General features: G+C 54.5%; 10 protein-coding genes and 1 pseudogene. 6 read left to right on the top strand and 5 right to left on the bottom strand.

The features are described 5' to 3' along the window. Window positions 1–352 precede the first annotated feature (352 nt). Window positions 353–532 carry a hypothetical protein gene (locus AX768_RS32760; protein WP_144022064.1) on the top strand — a complete coding sequence of 60 codons (180 nt, stop codon included), beginning with the start codon at window positions 353–355 and terminating at the stop codon, window positions 530–532. Between the two features lie 748 nt (window positions 533–1,280). Here the strand turns inward: AX768_RS32760 and AX768_RS11995 are convergent. Continuing rightward, window positions 1,281–1,736: a hypothetical protein gene (locus AX768_RS11995; RefSeq protein ID WP_062000140.1), complete on the bottom strand. Its 456-nt coding sequence runs from the start codon at window positions 1,734–1,736 to the stop codon at window positions 1,281–1,283. Between the two features lie 2,875 nt (window positions 1,737–4,611). Next, a complete protein-coding gene (locus AX768_RS11985; RefSeq protein WP_144022063.1) occupies window positions 4,612–5,241 on the bottom strand; it encodes a hypothetical protein in 630 nt (209 codons plus the stop codon). 2,184 nt (window positions 5,242–7,425) lie between these two features. Between AX768_RS11985 and AX768_RS11970 the strand changes: the two genes are divergently transcribed. The 3 genes from AX768_RS11970 to AX768_RS11960 all read left to right on the top strand — a co-directional run bounded on the left by AX768_RS11970 (window position 7,426) and on the right by AX768_RS11960 (window position 11,478). Further along, a complete protein-coding gene (locus tag AX768_RS11970) occupies window positions 7,426–8,568 on the top strand; it encodes a helix-turn-helix domain-containing protein (protein ID WP_062000135.1) in 1,143 nt (380 codons plus the stop codon). 864 nt (window positions 8,569–9,432) lie between these two features. Continuing rightward, on the top strand, window positions 9,433–10,665 hold the full coding sequence (locus tag AX768_RS11965) for an integrase domain-containing protein (protein WP_062000134.1): 1,233 nt from the start codon (window positions 9,433–9,435) through the stop codon (window positions 10,663–10,665). Window positions 10,666–10,839: 174 nt separating this feature from the next. Beyond that, window positions 10,840–11,478 carry a hypothetical protein gene (locus AX768_RS11960; protein ID WP_144022062.1) on the top strand — a complete coding sequence of 213 codons (639 nt, stop codon included), beginning with the start codon at window positions 10,840–10,842 and terminating at the stop codon, window positions 11,476–11,478. A 353-nt stretch (window positions 11,479–11,831) separates the two neighbouring features. Here the strand turns inward: AX768_RS11960 and AX768_RS11955 are convergent, their stop codons facing one another. From AX768_RS11955 to AX768_RS11945, 3 genes are all read right to left on the bottom strand, one after another. Beyond that, complete coding sequence (locus AX768_RS11955) at window positions 11,832–12,260, bottom strand: PRC-barrel domain-containing protein (RefSeq protein ID WP_062000132.1); 429 nt, start codon at window positions 12,258–12,260, stop codon at window positions 11,832–11,834. An 83-nt stretch (window positions 12,261–12,343) separates the two neighbouring features. Further along, window positions 12,344–13,231: a flagellar brake protein gene (locus AX768_RS11950; RefSeq protein ID WP_082778820.1), complete on the bottom strand. Its 888-nt coding sequence runs from the start codon at window positions 13,229–13,231 to the stop codon at window positions 12,344–12,346. Further along, a complete protein-coding gene (locus AX768_RS11945) occupies window positions 13,215–14,441 on the bottom strand; it encodes an ISL3 family transposase (RefSeq protein ID WP_062000130.1) in 1,227 nt (408 codons plus the stop codon). The genes AX768_RS11950 and AX768_RS11945 overlap by 17 nt, the downstream gene beginning before the upstream one ends. Window positions 14,442–15,087: 646 nt before the next feature. Here AX768_RS11945 and AX768_RS34455 point away from each other — a divergent pair. Together AX768_RS34455 and AX768_RS11935 are read left to right on the top strand one after the other, a co-directional pair. Further along, window positions 15,088–15,698 (top strand): annotated as a pseudogene (locus AX768_RS34455) (iron-containing alcohol dehydrogenase). Further along, window positions 15,650–15,928 (top strand): iron-containing alcohol dehydrogenase, encoded by a 279-nt coding sequence (locus AX768_RS11935; protein ID WP_062000128.1) that lies wholly within the window; start codon window positions 15,650–15,652, stop codon window positions 15,926–15,928. Before AX768_RS34455 ends, AX768_RS11935 begins: the two are co-directional and overlap by 49 nt. The last annotated feature ends 2,161 nt before the right edge of the window (window positions 15,929–18,089 follow it).

The raw sequence follows: 18,089 nt of genomic DNA, 5'->3' as shown, positions 1-18,089 counted from the left end.
AATTTCGTTGTACAAAACAAAGAAGGATGGTGTCGTTGAACTTTATAAGGTGGCGCCCTTCTTCGTGCTGAATTGCCGTCTCCCGTTCCAGCCAAATTTCTCAAGGTTAGGATAATTCTCATCTTTCATAGCTATTTGAGCTGCGAGAGAGCTTCGTCGTTATCAAATAAATTAGTTATCCTATTTATTTGAAATTTCTATTTTTTAAGTACGTATGAATTTGTCGCGAGTTGCGACCACGCGTCGACTGATCGGGATGTAAAGAGGTGGCTTTACATTGTACTTGTGCCAGCCTTGACTTTCGCCGTGGTCTGCGACGATGAAGATATTGGGTCTGCTATAGGAGCACCCGATGTCAACTATCGAGTGGAGCAACACTATGACGTTACTAACAAGTCTTCGCGAGCTTGACTGGACTCGCGGCATTCAATTTTGGATTCTTGTTGCAGCGATTTTCGCAACGTCAGAAGCCGCATTTTTATTCTGGCGTGCGGCGCTCACGCATCGTAAGGGCGGGAGCGACAATGTATAATAAATTTATAGGACTACATTGGATCGTTCGCCGAGTGATTCTCGCCGTGGTGTTCTATGTGATTTTTGCGGTCGATATCGGTTGTTTCCCTAGGAGCGATTTCACAGTTTCGCTTATGCTAATTTCTTTGGGCGGTTTGTATCTTGCGATCGGCCTAGGTCGACCAACACTCATCTTCATTCGCCTATTGCTCAAGCTTATGATCATGTTACATTATTGGTGAATCGATAATCTAGAAAGAGAAGGACCATGTTCAGCCAGCGCTTGGTTTTTTTATCGTGGGGCGTTGGCGAAATTGTGGAAAAGATAGCCGTTAAATTAACGAAAGACCGTTGACCGGTAAGCAAATCCCCCCGCTCTTGGCGGCAGGTATGAAATCTATAGTAGCGTTACCGTTAGGACCGTGCCGAAAGCGTCTGTCTACGAAGCGGTGCGCGCAACCCTTGGGCGTCATACGGTAGTGATAATTCTGCCGTCTCAGTTGCTGGATTAGCATACAGCGGCGCGACACCGGGAACGGATCTATTTTGTTTCGGATTTGGGCGAGGGCCATCTAAAAAAGACCGCGCCCGTACAGGGCGCGGCGCGTTCTAATTCAACTATTGGCGGTAAAAAAACGGACGCTACTCTTCTTGACGCAGTCGTCGCCGATGGTCCTGCTCGATCCTGCGACCGTTGTGCGAAGTCCATCCGAAAAATAAAGCTATTAAAGCTGCTGCGGCAATCACCCCAATAGAAAAGCTCATCGTTAATCCCTCTTGCAGTAAAAACCTGCGATGCCAAGAAGAGCGGCGCAAATCAAGAAACTAGCGACATCCTCAACTGCGGCGAGATTCCAATTCGTTACAGACGCTGCGCTCCAGCCGGCCCCTGCCAACGAGGCGACGCTAAGCATATGAGCCAGGTGCCCGTTCGAGTGCCGCTGGGGTCGATTAGGCGCGAAGATTGATCGAAATCCTTCGACATGAATCCGATCTTTCTCGCGCGCGAGGGTATGTTTTCCGTCACTGCCTTGGACCACTGAGAAATCGTGCCCGCTCAAACTGATCGAGATAAAGGGTGCGGCTTCGGTCTTCGCCATTTCTAAAAAGATTACTGTCAGGCGGGAGCTGAAATGCACCTCGTGGGTCGTTGGGTCCAGCGAAACGCGGTCATTAATGATAGTGCCGCATGAATATCGGATCGTCACTGGGACAAGCTTCATTGCGTTAAACCTCTTCGGAAATGCGAGCATACTCCCCGACGGGAGTTCTCCCGCGGGGTTAGCGCTACAAATTAAATAGCGCGGAAAAAAGCTGAGGGGGCTGGCCAATTACAAGAGATCAATCTTCGGAGCGACGATTGCAGAATCGTCGCAACAAGCACACTTCCGCTGTCGGCTACTCGCTGGCAGCTTCAGTCGATGCCATCTAAAAGATTGCTAAAATACGAGCGACGAGACATAAAAGCTTCGCCGGAGTTCGATGCGCGTTAGCGCGGGGATTCACAGAGTATAGAGTTCCGACGACGTGTCTTAGTTTGCAAAGCTCGCAAAAACCACATGCCTTTCTCCTCGAATCGACGATTTTGGCATCCGCACACCGAAGTTGAACGATCTGCTCGGTCCTACGAGCCCCATTTTCCGCCTCGTTATACCTCATCATTACCGAGATCCTTGCGTGCGAAGGGTTGACTCGGTGCCTGTGAACAAGCGGAAGCGATGCAGCGTGGGTGCATCGTGTTTGTTGATACCGCCGATAGGGCGGTGGCCGCGAAGTTGGCTTCACGACAAGTGCTTTTTTAACTTGATTACGTTTCGGTGCGGCAGACGCGCTTATTTTGGGTAGATGAAGCCGTCCCCCCACACGGCGTATAACCCATCAAAAATAGGCGTCGCCGTAATTTATTGTTTTTATTACGAAATCGATCGTTTAAAAAAGGTGCTAGTCCGAGAAATCTGTGGGATTTTTCCAGCAATAGCGCCCACCGCTCGATAACTGTCCGCTGACAATGGTTTACACCAGTCCTTCAGAAGAAACGCGCCGCGGTCTTTAGCCCGCATATACAATCAAACCATCAGAAGACGGCCCGTACCGTTCCCTTTCATCGCATTGCTTAAGCAGTGCGGGCGCGCCAGTCGAACCTGAAGCTTCTCCCAATCCCAACTCGGGAGGCCAATCTCCATCGCTGCATGCACACTGTGCACTGCAAGCGCTCGTAGATGGCCGCGGCTGGCGTGCCTGTAATCCAGTCACTAACCGAGGTTCTTATCCTCACTTCGTTTGTAGCCGAGGCGGGACGCGGTCGAGTTTTGCGCGAAATATGCCGTACCGCCTAGCGTACGCTCCACGTGGCATTCGAAAAAGGTCGGGCCAAATGCGTATGGCAAATCGATGAAATTGGTGCCCATCGGGTTGGTACCTGCTTGACTTAACCCGCACGAATTTGCCGCTGTTGACGCGGCCTTCATTTTTGATCTGCTATCCCGAACGTCTGACGACGGGGAAACGCGAGGCCCCGTTTGCGCAATCCTGCGCTGTAAATCTCGGATAGCAAAATCACATTGCGCGGCTACTGGTTGATTGATCCCGTGCCGATTGACGCAGCTCGATAACGCAAGCTCGCTCCTTTGGCGAATTTCGTCTTCTCGACGGCGTAACCACCGCAGTGCAGGTTTCACGCATACACGCTACCGGCGGAGACGACGAACGCAGCTTCGAAGATCGCGTCGCAGCCGCGGTAGATGATCTTCCTGATCGTAATCGCTGGCGACTTGACTATAAGAGGGGATCTCCATAATGGATTTATTCTCTCGATCCCGGGGGCACATAGAGAATACATGTCTCCGATTGAATATCATCACGCCGCTTACCGGCTTCGCAAAGATTTGTCCCTCGAAATCCTTACACTAACCGCTTTAAATCTAATCCTAAGCTATCACGCGATGACAAGCACTAAGCCGGATTGGATGTTTGGATGAACCGCTTGCACCAATTCGGAACACATGATGATGTGGTCCGATTTCGCGTGTAAAATGATAGATAGCTGATTATTAAGAGATTTTCTAATGTTCTTGCCTAGTGCGGTCTGGACACGACACGCTTAAAACGCCGCACCACTTGAACCCCACGTACCGGTTCCGGTCATCATCTCCAAAGCCCGCATACTTAATTGCAGGCGAGGCGGTCGTGAGATTGACTATAAAGCAACCTCGGATTCGCTCATTCGTTCATTTGGACAATCCCACGCGGTTACACCTCCCATACCTTGTTCGGCACGGGCGGCCTCCTGCGCTCCGTTGGTTTGCCCGCCGGTTACAGAATGTGCGGTTCTCTCGATATCTTCCTAGCGCGTTCGCGAGCACCGAACACTAAAGCAAGCCCCGAAGAAATAGATCTGAGCCGATCGCGCGTGAAGCTCTCCGCACGAGACAGTCGTCGCCCGGCAGTCGTATCCGCTGTCTCGGGCACAATCACGCCCCGGTGTGCAATTTACAACCTTGTGTGCATGCTAGCCAAAGCCGGACGAATCTCACGCCTCGCGTTCCTTCGCCAATCGATGGTCTGCGTTTCCCGAGACCCCTTATACGGCGTATAAGGGGTAATTGAGAAAGCTATGGAAAAACATATCCCTTTCCGAGAGAAACATTACGAAATACTGTCAAATCTCAAATAATCTCTATCCCGCCCGGTAGATAATGTCCTTTAGGCGACGGTGCCTCTGTGAACGTCGGTTCCGGCTGTTCTCTTCCGAATGTGCGCTGCCCGACTGGAGCAGGTGCATTTTCGCGGTGAGCACAAACTAAAAAATCACGACGACTGCTCGCATGACGATTTCAGCCGGCAACAAGTTGGTGAATAGTGCAGAAGCGTCAATCCACGCTTGACAGGGCTCACAGAGCTACAGCGTGCCGCAGTCTTCGCGATACTGATAGCTCTGGCTGCCGAAGCTAGCCAATACTGCGGGCGCACCACAGTATTGGCAAATGAGGTTGAGGTAACGGCTTGACCGGACGGGCGACGCGTATGGTGATCTGGGTTTCAGGAGACCCTGATCGGCACTCAGGGTCTCGCGGCATGTTGTTTTTTCTAAGTGTTTGATTACAAATAAGAAGATTCGAAAAACACCTCGGATAACAAAATAAAAAATCTGGAAAACGTTTTTCGGGCATTCCGGGGCGTCCGCCATCCGTTTTGACCGGTCGGGTGCTGCAAAGAGATACGTTTTATAGCGTCTTTGTGAGAAAGACCCTGTACGGCGATCAGGGTGTCGCCTCTTTCAAACCACGCAAGGTGTAAAGGGGCGCTCGATTCCCCCAGCAGCCGCATCCAAGTCTCCGGAACCGCTAAGGCCAGCTTTGACGCGCTATCGACATTTGCTCTCAAAGTAACCGGGTGGGTGTTAAGAAAGCCGCCCTCGAAGTTGGCACAGGCGGATGCGCAATTGGACGTCTGCACGCGATATTCCGCTTCCAGAATACATAACGCACTGGCGTACATCCAAAAAAATCGCGGACTATGCACAGTCGCGGCATGCAATGCGATCGCCCTCTTGAAAGGGTGGGCAATGAGCGACGAGAAAAAAAACCGACGACGGCCGTGGTCGGCGATGAGTGATTCAATCCAAAGACGCGAGTGCCGCAGGCCATTGCAGGTTAAGCGCGCCGCCGTCGCCTTGACATTGCCGCCAAGCCGAGAAGATGGATTGTCACCGATGAATCTTTCTTCCAATGCGCACAAATCATGTTTCTGCCTCCGCTTCATGCATTGCCTTATTTGAACGTATCGTCGTCGCCTCGTGTCGCTTTCATCAAGCACTCACCATGAGTAGGACGCAATCGTATTCATACAAAAATTTTTTAAGATATTTCAATAGGAGTGCAGACCGAGTTAGACGTACTGACGAGCACGAACAATCGCATCGCGTCAGTTGGGTCGCGCATGCATTGCCCGCGACGATCCGGTGGCCAGAGGTAGTGCTATGAGGGGCCTTATTAAACGTCAGTTGGTCCTGAATCAACCGAAACGCCATCCGTCAATGTTCGCTGATGCAGAACTCAGGCACCTGGACGCTGTGGTTCGATATGCCGTCGTGCAGGCCGAAGGCGGCCGTTATATCAATCTAAACCCCGACTACTGGCGCGAACGAATTCGAAACTTGGCAGATACATACGAGCTTGTTCCGGCTCAACGCATGCGCCTTAAGGGAATTCTCACACTCTTGGATTTGGCTCAAGATGCACTTGCCCCGTCTAACTATGAACGATGCAAATGACCTGGCGGGGCTTATCAAAACGGATGACGCATAAACGCGGTCCAGATCATCGCCTCAACTTATGGGGCATCGCGTGCGCTAAGTCGGGCGAGAAAAGCGTCCTTGTGGCGTCGCCGACACGGACCGTGCGGGACGTCCCGACATCCGGGTCCATTGCATGTCGTTCGGTTCGGTGATTGCGATGGGTCCGCTCTCCCGCATTGGTGGGTTCGGTGCTTTCGGCGTCTTTAGCGGTGGCGTTCAACCGGCGGCACAACCACAGCGTCGGCGCGGTGGCAGAACCCAACCCGACGAGCTTCCCCTCTCTACATTTCAGAGGATGACCGATGGAGTCTTTGAAAGGGAAGCGTTGTAGTTATCCACAAAACGGTATCTCCAGCCCATGCGCAGGAGCTTTTTGACAAGGCTTGGCGCCGATTCCACCAGCGGTGCGGCGCGACAACTGAGCGCGCAACTCGCTCAATATTGTTTTTGGGCGGACGCCGCGACAACGCAATGGGCGCGTCACCGCCATTAAGCGCGGCGTATGCGCCTGCATCACGCTATAGACCTTCTGGGGAACGCAAAAACGCGTGTGTAGCGGATTCGTGGCTCACAGATAACGCTAATTTCCGCCGCTTGCGGCGAAAGACATAGCAAATTCGTGAGCATTGTAAGCTTATGCGCCATGCGCGCAGCGATAAGATTCATTCATACACCGCGCCATCGACGCATCGACTTGAGCCTTAGGGCCCCAATCCCGTTACAACGCTTTCAAATGAACGCCATCTTCATGAAAGACGTCCTAGACGTCCGCTACCTGCATCACGTGCCGCCGTCCCGACACCCGGGCGTCGCAGGCATCTCGGCCGCCCATGATCCGCGTGCGCTAAGCGCGGAGGATGCGACTAAGGACGAGCGTGTGAACGGACTCACAGCGCTCGAGAACATTCAACTCGCCCCTTCAGCATTATCGCTGGGCATGGTGTGCGTTGCCCGATACACCGCGGCAACGATACACCGGCTTGCCAGGGGCGGGAAACTTCATGTACGAAGCATGTACGAGTTTCCGAGAACTAATCGATCGGCACGCGCAGCCGAACCAAAATGCGCAAAAAGAATTGCTTAGTCGCCGCCCTAGCGTGTGTCGGCTGGGTAGCCGAAGTCAGCATTGCTGACTTGGGACCATCGGAACGCAGCCGCTTCCCTGCGTCGGGTGGATCAAACAATCATCGCTAAAGTCCCGGAATGCAAGCGCGTAGTTTCCTAAAACCCACCCGTCGTATCGATCGGCACGACGGTTACTAGCAAGGAACATTGAACGGCGAAATCGAGAACATTCGAAACAAACGATCGGACGACCGCCCCGACATGGCACCGTGCACGCACGGACCGGCAAGCAAGGAGCGTCGGCCAGCCAGCGGGGAAAATCTAGCGACCAACTTTTGTTGATAGAACTACTGCGACCGGGCTCGGACAGGCGTGCTTTAGCGACGCGGACGAAGTGCAGGCCGCAGGGCAGATAGCCCAATGTATTAACGTTGACTGATGTTGGCGCAGCGCGCGAGTTCGCCCTTGAGCACATACGCTTTTCGCACGCGTGAGGTACTCGCACGTTCTGAGCCCGTATCTATACCAATTTTTTTTGCGAAGGAAAGACTATGGCACCGATCTTCGATGTATCCGCCGTAATTCACGACTACAAGTTGCCATTGCCCTTCAGGATTGCCCTTGAATGTCTCTTAGCAGATAACATCGAGCGGTTTCACCGCCGCGCGAGAATCACATCGAAATCATTGTCGGCAAAGAGCAAAGAGGTCCGTGCTCGAGCGATCTGCCGATCGTTCCTTGAATTGCATATGAACGGTCAACCGTTGCGATACCCCCAGAACATCAACAAAAGCGACGTGCAGATTTTGGTTAACTTGTGGGTCCGTCTCGGTCATTCCGGCGGCACGATTGAAAACAAGCTGACGCATTTACGCGCGCTTGGCGAATGGATTGGTACACCCGAATTAGTTGGAACGCTTAGTGATTATATTGATCGAGAATCGCACGGATTGGTCAGGTCGCATTTGGCATCACGAGATAAATCCTGGGACGGCAGTGGGGTAAATGCGATGCTCCTGATCGAACAAGTTGCACGCACCAACCCTAATGTTGCTGTTCAGCTGAAGTTGCAGATGGCATTTGGATTGAAGGTGGAAGAAAGCTTCATGCTAAAGCCCGCGCAGGCGCTGCGAGACAAAGCGTTCGTGAATGTGATGCGGGGAACGATTGGCGGTCATGCGCGATCCGTTCCAATCGAACTGCAATATGCGGTGTTAACAGAGGCGGCGCGTTTATCCAACAAATCTACCGGCACGACAATGAGACAAGGATTGACGACGAGTCAATGGCGCAATGTTTACTACGCTGTGTTGAACAAACACGGGATCGTGAACAAGATGCTTGGCATAACCAGTTTGGGTTTGCGCCACCAATATCTGCAGGATGTGTACGAGCGATCGACCAGCATGGCCGCACCGGTGAAAGGTACATCTGAACGCGCGGAGCGCGATAGTCATCGTGCCGCCATGCGGCGCGTCGTGCAGGCGGCGGGCCTCAGTCGGGAAATTAAGGCGAGCAGGTATCTATTGATAGATCGCGTTCGCGTCGCCATGCCAGAAGTGACGGCTGAACAAGCACAGGCAGCGCTTGCCAACGCTCTGGGAATTAAATCCCATGCGGCAAAGAGTTTAGGTATCTCACGTCAAGCGCTCTATCGGCGTCTCGAGAACGGGAGCCAAGCCGTGTCGAAATAAGGAGCACAATCCGTCGTATCAACCGACTTTAAACTGCCATTTAATCAACCTAGTTCAACCGCAGCATCAAGGCAATACGCGATCGCAATATGGTTCACCTTCGAGATCTCCTGTGTCCACCATTACCGGCGATACGCCGTTCGCGCTTAACTGGTTTTCTTATTGAGATTTCGTGCTGTGTGTTTCATTAGGTGCGGCGGCTGCCTTGTTTAATTATCTAGCGTGCGATGCGTTAGTTTATTAGAAGGGGACGCGTAGTGCTTCAGAACGCATTGAGGAGGATCTATAAATATTGCATGAGATTTGCAACTTCCGGTTACGTAACCTAAAAACAAATCGGAGATTCTTTAAGAAATCACCGAGAATTTTCAGGGTGCAAGAAAAATTGGAAGTCATGTGGGTTGATCGTCACGTAGGCGTTAAAAAATCGAAAGACCTAAAACGAAATCAACGCAAGAAAATCATAGCGGAGGTTAAGTAATAGCATTGTGCGCGCCGCAAAACCGGTGACTTGGCGAAGACGCGAAGCGTCGCTGGCGGATCAACGCGCGACGCCTATAGATTCATGCGAATTATCGCGCTCGTAATGGGTGCTGGAAACTGAGTGCCTTGTGCGCCGCGATGCGTCTTGCTCAGCACCCAACGATGCATAACGACGCGGTACTGAAAACGTTTTTCTATGGAGACATCGCCTGAACTTTTTTTTCGCGTGCTGCTAACGCAGCGGTCGAAGTGTGATTGGTGTTCGCGCAGAGTCCTTAGTAGTTGGTTGAGGCGTTGGAATGGCGAATTGTATTTCTAGAATAATTAACTGAAGACGGCATTAATTTTTAACCGCGCGCTGTTTAAATATGAGGAAAGCAAATGAAAGTCGTAGTCAGTTATCGCGCAATACTTGAACGATCAGGTCTTCCTAAGCGTTTAACCGGAGAGCTGGACAAACTCTTCCAACAATTCCTGTCTCATGCGCATAGTAAGACGCGGGTGACAGCCAATGCCATTTCAATTAAAACGCAGGAACGGCGCCTCTTGTCCTTGATTGCCGGTTTCAAAGAGCTAAGGCGCGATGGCTTTGCCATTGAGACACCGTGGAATATCTCGAGCAAGCATATTCGGCATCTGGTCAATGTGTGGGTGATTAAAAATAAACAGAGCCCAGGGACGGTCGAAAACAAACTCACGTATTGGCGCACGCTCGCAGCATGGATGGGCAAACACCAGCTAGTGGGTACGGTCGATGACTACATCACGCGCCCCGACGGGTACCGCCGGTATTACGTAGCGCAACGGGACAAATCGTGGGAGGCCGCCGACGTGAATGTTGATGAGGTCATCGCGCGCTTATCGCACAGCGACCGGTGGGTTGCGATTCAGGTCGAGTTACAGTCCGCGTTTGGCTTGCGCGCGCAAGAGAGCATGCTGCTGCGCCCACTTCAGTGTCTGCGCGTGTCCGGCCATCTTCACGTGACCGATGGGACCAAAGGCGGGCGCCCGCGTGTGGTGCCCATCGATGCCGAATGGCAGTATGACCTGCTTATTCGGGCCGCGCAGATGGCAAACCCCCGTACGGGCTCAATGATTCCAGAGTCTTACTCGCTCAAAAAATGGTATCGCCATTTTTATAAAGTGTTGGGTAATGAGGGCGTCTCGCAAAAGGGTTTGGGGGTGACAGTGCATGGCTTGCGCCACGCCTATTTGCAGCGCATGTACGAGCAAGTGACCGGCGTGCCTGCACCGATCAAGCGTCCCGATCATAAGCCCGATCCGCAATTGCACCAGCTGGCGATGGAAAAGATTGTCGCGGCTGCTGGGCATGGATTAGCGACCAAGGCGAGTGCCTACATTTCTTCGTTTGCAGCGATTCGGAGGATTGATGCGCCGGTGGTGAGTTGCGAGCAAGCGCTCGTGGCACTCGCGGCAGCAAACGGCAATAAGTCGCACGCGGCGAAGTCATTGGGCATCTCGCGCCAGGCGCTATATCGCGTGCTTTCCAAGGTAAGCGATCCAAGCGCTCGCGTGAGCGGCGGCCCAGCAGTGCGGGACGGCGATGAGGGGAACGACCATAGCGACGAGAGCGACGAGAGCGTGACTGTCTAAAATCTCCGCGCTCCCACGACTCGTCATTCATTGTGCTAGAAGCGCGGCCGGATGCGCGGCTGGATGATTAGCCAGCCGGCTGCGCATCATTCGCGATCGGTGCGCCTCGCAGGCTGCTTGACTTTCTTCTTCTTTGCTTAGGCTGGTAAGGTCTACTTTGAAGAGGGGATTGTTTTGACCACATCGGTATTGAGCGATTGCGGTGCCCGGCGTTTGGCCGAAAGCGCATCTGAGACAATTAGTGAAAATGCGCGTTCGCGTATTGTTGGCGAAGACGAAATGGTCGAGGGCGTCTCAGTCCTGTTCGAGCAAGTGCTGAGGCGCTTAGGGGTAGGCGACTATGCGATACGATGCGGGCTGCGATTTATCCATGCGTCTCATACGCGGTGCGCGGTCACGGATCTAGATATGGTGGTCGTGACGCCCTTTGGCGCGTTTGTCGTATGCGTGCTGTCGTTTCAGGGAAGCGTCGAACCCGGTCTCGACCCCGAAACATTGATCACCGCGCACGCCGAGGATGGGGCTGTGCTGCACACCGCGCCAGCGCGACGGCATGCAGCGGTCTTGCGCTCGCTGCGTTCGCTCCTGAGCGCGCATGGGTGTACGGTTGAGGGGTTGGCAATCGCCGCGGCGACGCCTTGCGAAATTCATCCGCTGCTGGCCGAGTCAATCCTTGCGCCGGATGAGCTTTACCACTACCTCCGGCTTCGCTTACTTCGCTTTTTCGAGATTCGAAAGCCCCATGTTGTTGTGTCGCAGGCTGTCAATGTAATAGACAGGAGATCCGAAAAGCCAAAGTGCGAGCCTAGATAGTGCAGGCCGCGACTGGGTGGTGGCTGCGCCGATGCCACACAATACGCGTGCGCCGTCGCAAACGCAGCCAGCACGATCCACTCATCGCGTGGTAAGTGAGCGCGCGCACAGGTCCACCAACTCGAGCTCTTCGAGATACTTGTGCTCGAGATAAGCAAAAGAGGATGGGCCTGAGGTGCGGACAACCGGGCTCTTAGAGGCGGTGGAGGCGCCGTGTTCTACGGCTCGCTCAGAACATTGAACGCTCACCCAAGCGCAAAGAAGACGCGGGCCTTTTGCAGGTCGCGACTTCGTCATCACCCTTGGTGAGCGACCGCTGCGTCGAGGCAAGTCGCCGCGCACGCGCTTAGGTGTTATTTAGCCTGAAGCTTTCTTGGCTTGGCTGGCGTTTGCACTTTGTTGTACTGGAACTCGGGCGTGTCCTTGAGTGCTTGTTTCGTTGCACCGGCCAGATAGAAATTGCCGTTGCGAATATCAAGTGACCCGATCGGTACGGCGACATCATGAGTCGCGACCCCGAGGAATCCGCCTGTGGCGATAATGGCTGCCGAAACCGTCGTGTCCGGCGAAATCACCAAGTCCATGATCGAGCCAATTTTCTCGTTGGCGTCGTTGTAGACCGCTTTGCCGAGAATGCCCTTTTTAGCACTCCATCCTTGAAGCAACGCTTCTGATTGCTGCACCGTCACGCTTAAGGGCTGAGTTCCGGCAACTTGCGCTTGAGCGCCGATGCTTGCCGAGCCGATCACGGTAGCAACGGTGATATAGGACCAAATCTTCATGTCGCTTTCTCGTCTTGTGGTTAAGTCTTCGCGAAAATAGCAAATCTTGGACCTCCGGTCTTACCGACCAGGAAGGATGTAGCTCAGCCTTGGGAAGTGCCAGTCGCTTGCTGAAAAATATAGGCCTGTGTCAGACGCCGAGTCTCGTCAGGCAGTGCATTGAATTCTGCGCCCACCGTGAGCCCATTGCCCTTGCACGACCGATTGCGTGCGATGCAATGAAACACTATGGCATGCTCGCGTGCGTCGACTTTCAGCCGAACGGCGATCTTAAAGTGTTCGCCAATTTCGAGCGTCGCATCAGGCAAGAAGAAGCCGATGCCGCTCGCGCACAAGTTCGTGATTTGCGCATCGAACCCGGTAGCTACGACGTCATTGCGAATGAGCCGCGCGGATAGTCGGGTGTCGATTCGCACGTGCTTGCGAATCGTATGTCTTTTGATGGTTGCAGGGTATTCGAGTTGAAAAAGCCCAGGGATGCGACTGTCCCGAGCTGCAACGCGGGTGCGAAAGGCATAGACTGCCCGCCCAAATATCACCTTCGCCTCTAGTTCCGTGCCTACTTGCAGATCTTCGCTTTCGCCTTGAACCATGATAAGCAGTGCGAGCCCAGCAATCGCACCGACGTATCGGACATAGAACGACGCGGCGTTCCCGGCGCAAGAGGTCAACTGAAACTGTTCAATCCCGGTAGGCAGTATCGGGAAGCGCGCTGGCCGGGGCTCCAGGGCAAGCGGACCGGGCGTGGCATGCGCAGCCGTTGATATCAATACAGTATCGTCTGCGGCCGGGTCGGTGGGTTTGTGCTCGGACGCGTCGGCTTCGCGATAAGCGCCGATCGTCAAGAGCCTTTCTCGCTGCGCCTCGGAGCGCAAGGCGTTGCCCTCACTTAGCAGTAGCTTCCCAGCGGCAGAATAAATACGGCTCTTTTTAAAACCGAGTGGGTAATGCGGCTCAGCGGGCATGTTCATTGAACGCGGCAAAGTTAAGTTTTCCGGCAATCAGAAACAAGACCGTGCGCATGGTTTCAAAGCGCGCATATCCACGAGCCTTGCGCTTTGCTGCCTGAAACAGGCCGTTGATAGCCTCGATGAAACCGTTGGTCTGACGGGTCTGGGTCCAGGCCACAATTCCATCGAAATGTCTGCGAACCAAACGGACCACATCCTTCATGGGTTCGACTTTGGAACGCATCACATTCGTGCACCACTGGTGCAGCATCTCGGAGACGACGTTGATTTGTTTGCGCTCAAGAATATCGCGCAATTGTTCTCGGTAAAGCCAGGCTCGCGCGGTGCGATTGGTCGTGTACTGACTGACCAACGCTTCAAGTTCGGTGAGTTGCGCGAGGTTCAGTTTGTCGGCGTCCTTGAGCAACGTCCAACGCATGCCCTTAAGCTGAGGGTCGAGTTTCTGCTGCTGCCGACGTACTGCGTCGAGCGCCTTGGACGCGTGAGCGACGACGTGGAACTTGTCAAAGGTGACCCGCGCATCGGGGAGATGTTCATTGACGCCCTTGATGAAAGCCGGCGACATGTCGATGCTCACCGAGCTCACTTGCTCGGGTGAGCCGCCGTGTTCGCTCAGGTAGGTGGCAAAGCGCTCTATCGTGCTGGCATCCTTGCCCGTGGTGACGAAAGCGACCCGCCGCGCCTGCATGTCGGCGACCAGCGTCAGATACTCATGACCGCGACGGTACGAGGTTTCGTCAATCGCCACCGCCGTCACACCCGACAGGTCGGCCGCTGCGAGTGCCAGTTCCACATACCGCGAACAGATGGCATGTACTCGATGCCACGACAGATTGACCGCGCGCGCAACGGCGGCGAACGGCATCTGCTGCGCGAGCATCAGTACGAGCGCCTCGAACAACAAAGTGAAGCCGCTGAGCTGGCCCACCCAAGCTGGCTCAACCAAACGCACGGAACCATCTGGCAGGCGCACCCTGGGCACTCGCACTTCGAGGAAGCACTCGTGCTGGAAGAAATTCAGATGCCGCAGGCGCTTGATTTGCGTGTCGTGCACGGGATGCTCGCCGGCCACTCCGGCATAGCCAAATCGGCTGCCTGCAACGAAGTCAACGGCGATGTTGAGCTGCCGCTGAGCAGCATCGAAGTCAACACTTCGGACATACCAAGGAGCCGTGATACCGAGGGCGGATTCGAACAATTGATTCGTCATAGCGGGTTGGCTTACATGGGTGATTCCCGCATTCTGCCGCAATCACCCATGAATCATCTTACTGGGTGAGCGCGCCTCAAGGGTTCGCTGCGCCGGGCTCACGCCCGCCCTTGACCCGCCAAACCCACCCACGCCAAATTCAAAAGAGGCATAAATACGAAAGCGCAATGGCGTGTCGAGTTCCAGTTCGCGAGCCGAAATTTTAACGAATGCCATGTTTTATGTTTGAGAGGGCGTGATCCACACGGAAAAAGCGACGGTGCAAGCAAATTCAGGATGGAGCTACTCTAACGGGCTGACATGTAAGGTTCGGTGCGTCACCCCACATTCGTCAGACGTAACGTTCCAGTCATGCGGGCAACTGGCATTTCTTGTGCCGCTTGTGGTGCGCGGCATCGCAATCCCGGTCCAGCCGTTTAGCCACGACGGCCCGTTTGTATCTATGACGGTGCTCTCGTTACCGGCGTATACCTTCATTCGGGCATCGGAATCTGGCGGTCGTCAAACGCTGATCCGCGTGGGCCCAGCCATGCACGGAGGACACGCGGGTAGCGGTTTTATGTGGCGCGCTACGCGCTGCTCGGCGCTGCCGCGTTGAACAGGTTCCTATGGATGGCGTCGCTGCGCAGCCGGTCGGGGAAATCGAATATGGACGCTGCACCGTGCGAAGCAGCTGGGCTTTATCCAGCAGCTGAGCGGCAAGCGCATGCTGGCGGTCGGAGAATCAGGCGTCAAAGCCGCCGGTCTTGTAGACCGTGTTTTGGACACGCCGAGGGTCGCGGATATCGAGGCGCTCGCTTTCACCGAGGTCCACAGCGATGCCGCTGTGCACTCGGTTACGCAAGGCATTGCACTCGCGCGCGATAAGTCGTGCGATCTGATCGTCGGCGTGGGCGGGGGTGCGCACTCGACACAGCCAAGGCGATTGGCTCGATGCTTGGCAACGCGGGCACAATTCGCGACTATGTCGGCATAGGCAAGGTGCGCCATGCCGGCGCGCCCGTCATCGCCATCCCGACCACGTCGCGTACTAGGGAGCGAACTAAGATCCGGTCAGTGCTCTCCGCACCGAAGCCGCCATCACGATATCGATTGGCAGCGTGTACAGCTGACCGTGCATTGGCTTGCTCAATTTTGTACTCACCCATAGTTTGCCGCCCAGCATCACGGCTAGCCGGCATGGATGTGCTCACGCATGCCATCGAATCATGCGTCAACAAGGCAAACCAGCCCGTCACGGCGGGGCTCGCGCGTTAGGCGGTTTCGCTGATCAGCCGAAGCTCGCCGCGCTCGACCCTAATGGCGACAGTACCGATGCGCGCGGCGATATGCTGCTCGCCAGCGCAATGGTGGGCATCGCATTCGATGCGACACGTCTGGGACTGGTACATGCATTCGCGGTGCCGCTTGGCAACAAGTTTGGGATCGCGCGCGGGCTGGTGAACGCGACCATGCTTCCCCCGGTCATGCGTACAACGCGTCGCTGAATGGTGAGGGCGATGCAAAGGTCGCAGCGCTGATCGGCGAAGCCACCGCCGACCGAGCAGCGCACGCGGTGCTAGAGCTACGGAGGGCATTACTTAAACGCTAGCGGATTTCGGCGTGACCCAGGATCGATATGATGAAATCATCGACGAGGCCTTGCAGTCGGGACACGTGGCGGGCAACCCCGGTATTTCCGCCGCGACGATATGACGGGACTGTGCGCCACTGTACGGCGGGGAGAATATAAAACGGGGCGCGCATCATGCGAAGCGATATGCCGGATCTTGGTCGCGATCCGGCTTAATGCTTGCCCGAAAGAAGCCTGCGCCGGCGGTTCGTTGCTGTGATCGGCTTCAGCTTTTTTTGACGACTGCGACCTGTTCGTGACGCCATGCTTGGGGCCGTGCTGCAACGGCACTTCGGTTGTCAGACCGTCGATGCCGCTATCGCTTTTCGCATTGACATTCATTTGCGTTTATCGGTGCTGCGTTCTTTGGCCCTCCCACTCGTCGCATAGGGGCGGCGCAAGGCGTGCTGCCAAGCGTGTTTATGACTGTCGCAATTACAGCGTCCTTGTCCCCGCCAGCGCATTCTCATTGAATCCAGTGCTAGTTATGGCACGGTTTGTCGGGCGAGCGGAACCGGTAGAGCGTTCCCGATAACTAGCTCCGATCTGGGCAAGACTTTGCCGGCGATAAAACGCGGCCGATACACCGTCTGGACATTTACCATTGCGTATCTCGGGCGCGCTGCGTGTCGGCATCCTGCGTACTGCTAGTTGGTCATGCCTTCTTCGGGGGCAAGACCAATGCGAATCAACAGCGCGGCCTCGATCGTATCCCCGATTAGTCAATCGCGGTGCAGCGGACAAGCATGCCACGTACTGTAGGCGTACTCACAGCAGGCGTGTTAGCGCGCCTAATCCGCATCGAGTCAAGATGCACTGAACGTAAGCCGGCTAGGTTTCACTGACCGCGGGTGCGAAGGTAGCGCCCCTTGAAGCGAAAACCTCGCCGATCACGCGCTAGCAGTCTTGACGATGAGCAAGCCAATTGCGCCAAGACAAGTTCCCAGGACGCAAAACCACCAAAATGACTTTGGAAGAGGGTTCCAGAGTTTCGACGCCATCCAGAGCGCAGAAAGAAGGAAAAGCGCTCCGCAAGCAAATGCCCAGATGCCAGACACATGAAGCAGACCGTAGGCTATGACGATCCCGATCGCAAGCAAGCCGCCAAGCCCGTTGGGTTGTAATGACGCGCGCTTGTGCAAGTCCGTCTCCGAAGCGATTCGCTCTTGCGAGCAAGACTATATTACGGCAAGCCCTTCGCGAACTTTAGATCCAAGGTGTCATGGTGTCTCGATTTTGAAGGACCAGTAACTTTGGCTTCACCACGGCAGAGCGCCGCTTCAGGGGCAAAAAGAACATAGAGCGCGCGGCGGCGTACACGGTGATCGCGCGCGGCGAGTGATGTGGTCCGAACGTTGAGTCGACCGCTTAGCTTCAAATGCGCCCGCTGCAGTTCACAAACAGCCGCGCCGGGGCTCCTCCGGCGTGTAGCGAAAAGCGCACACCGGCTAAACAACGTGCAACCCAACAAACGGGTTCAACACCACAATGAAATGCTAGTGGAGCTCGAAATGCTGTGGGCGTCGATCAGCCCACTACAGAATCGCGCTAAACAGCACCACGACGACCAACCAAGCAAAGATATCGAAGCGCTGCTTTCATCGATCGCTGTAATTTGTGACCGCGGTCCCAATATGAACGATGCGATAAAAACGGTGAGAGTTCTCTTATCGCTTGGTCATCCGCAAGCGGCTTCAGAAAAATGCGGGCCATTTTCATTGAGCGGCACGTTTGCGGAACGATTGACGTGTACGTGATAGATACGGCGGGCACAGCATCGTCGGTCGAGACCACGAAAAAGATGTCACCCAATACTTACAATCGTATGACATCAGTATTTTGGACTGCTATTACGTCACAGCGGTTCGATGGCGGATCGAAGCTTGACGCCCACATGAGCTGGCAATAGATACTGCTTAAGCATCTGCATAAGAAGATAAATGACTTCAGGTCCTTGCTTATTGATCTGATCGAACAGAGAATAATTCCGTGTTACGAGATATAACGAGCCATTAATGGATTCCGGTATCATTTTC

The sequence above is a fragment of the Burkholderia sp. PAMC 28687 genome (assembly GCF_001577465.1).
In the GTDB taxonomy this organism is placed as follows: Bacteria; Pseudomonadota; Gammaproteobacteria; order Burkholderiales; family Burkholderiaceae; genus Caballeronia.
The sequence above is the reverse complement of the archived record's forward strand: the minus strand, read 5'-3'. Positions and strand labels throughout refer to the sequence as shown.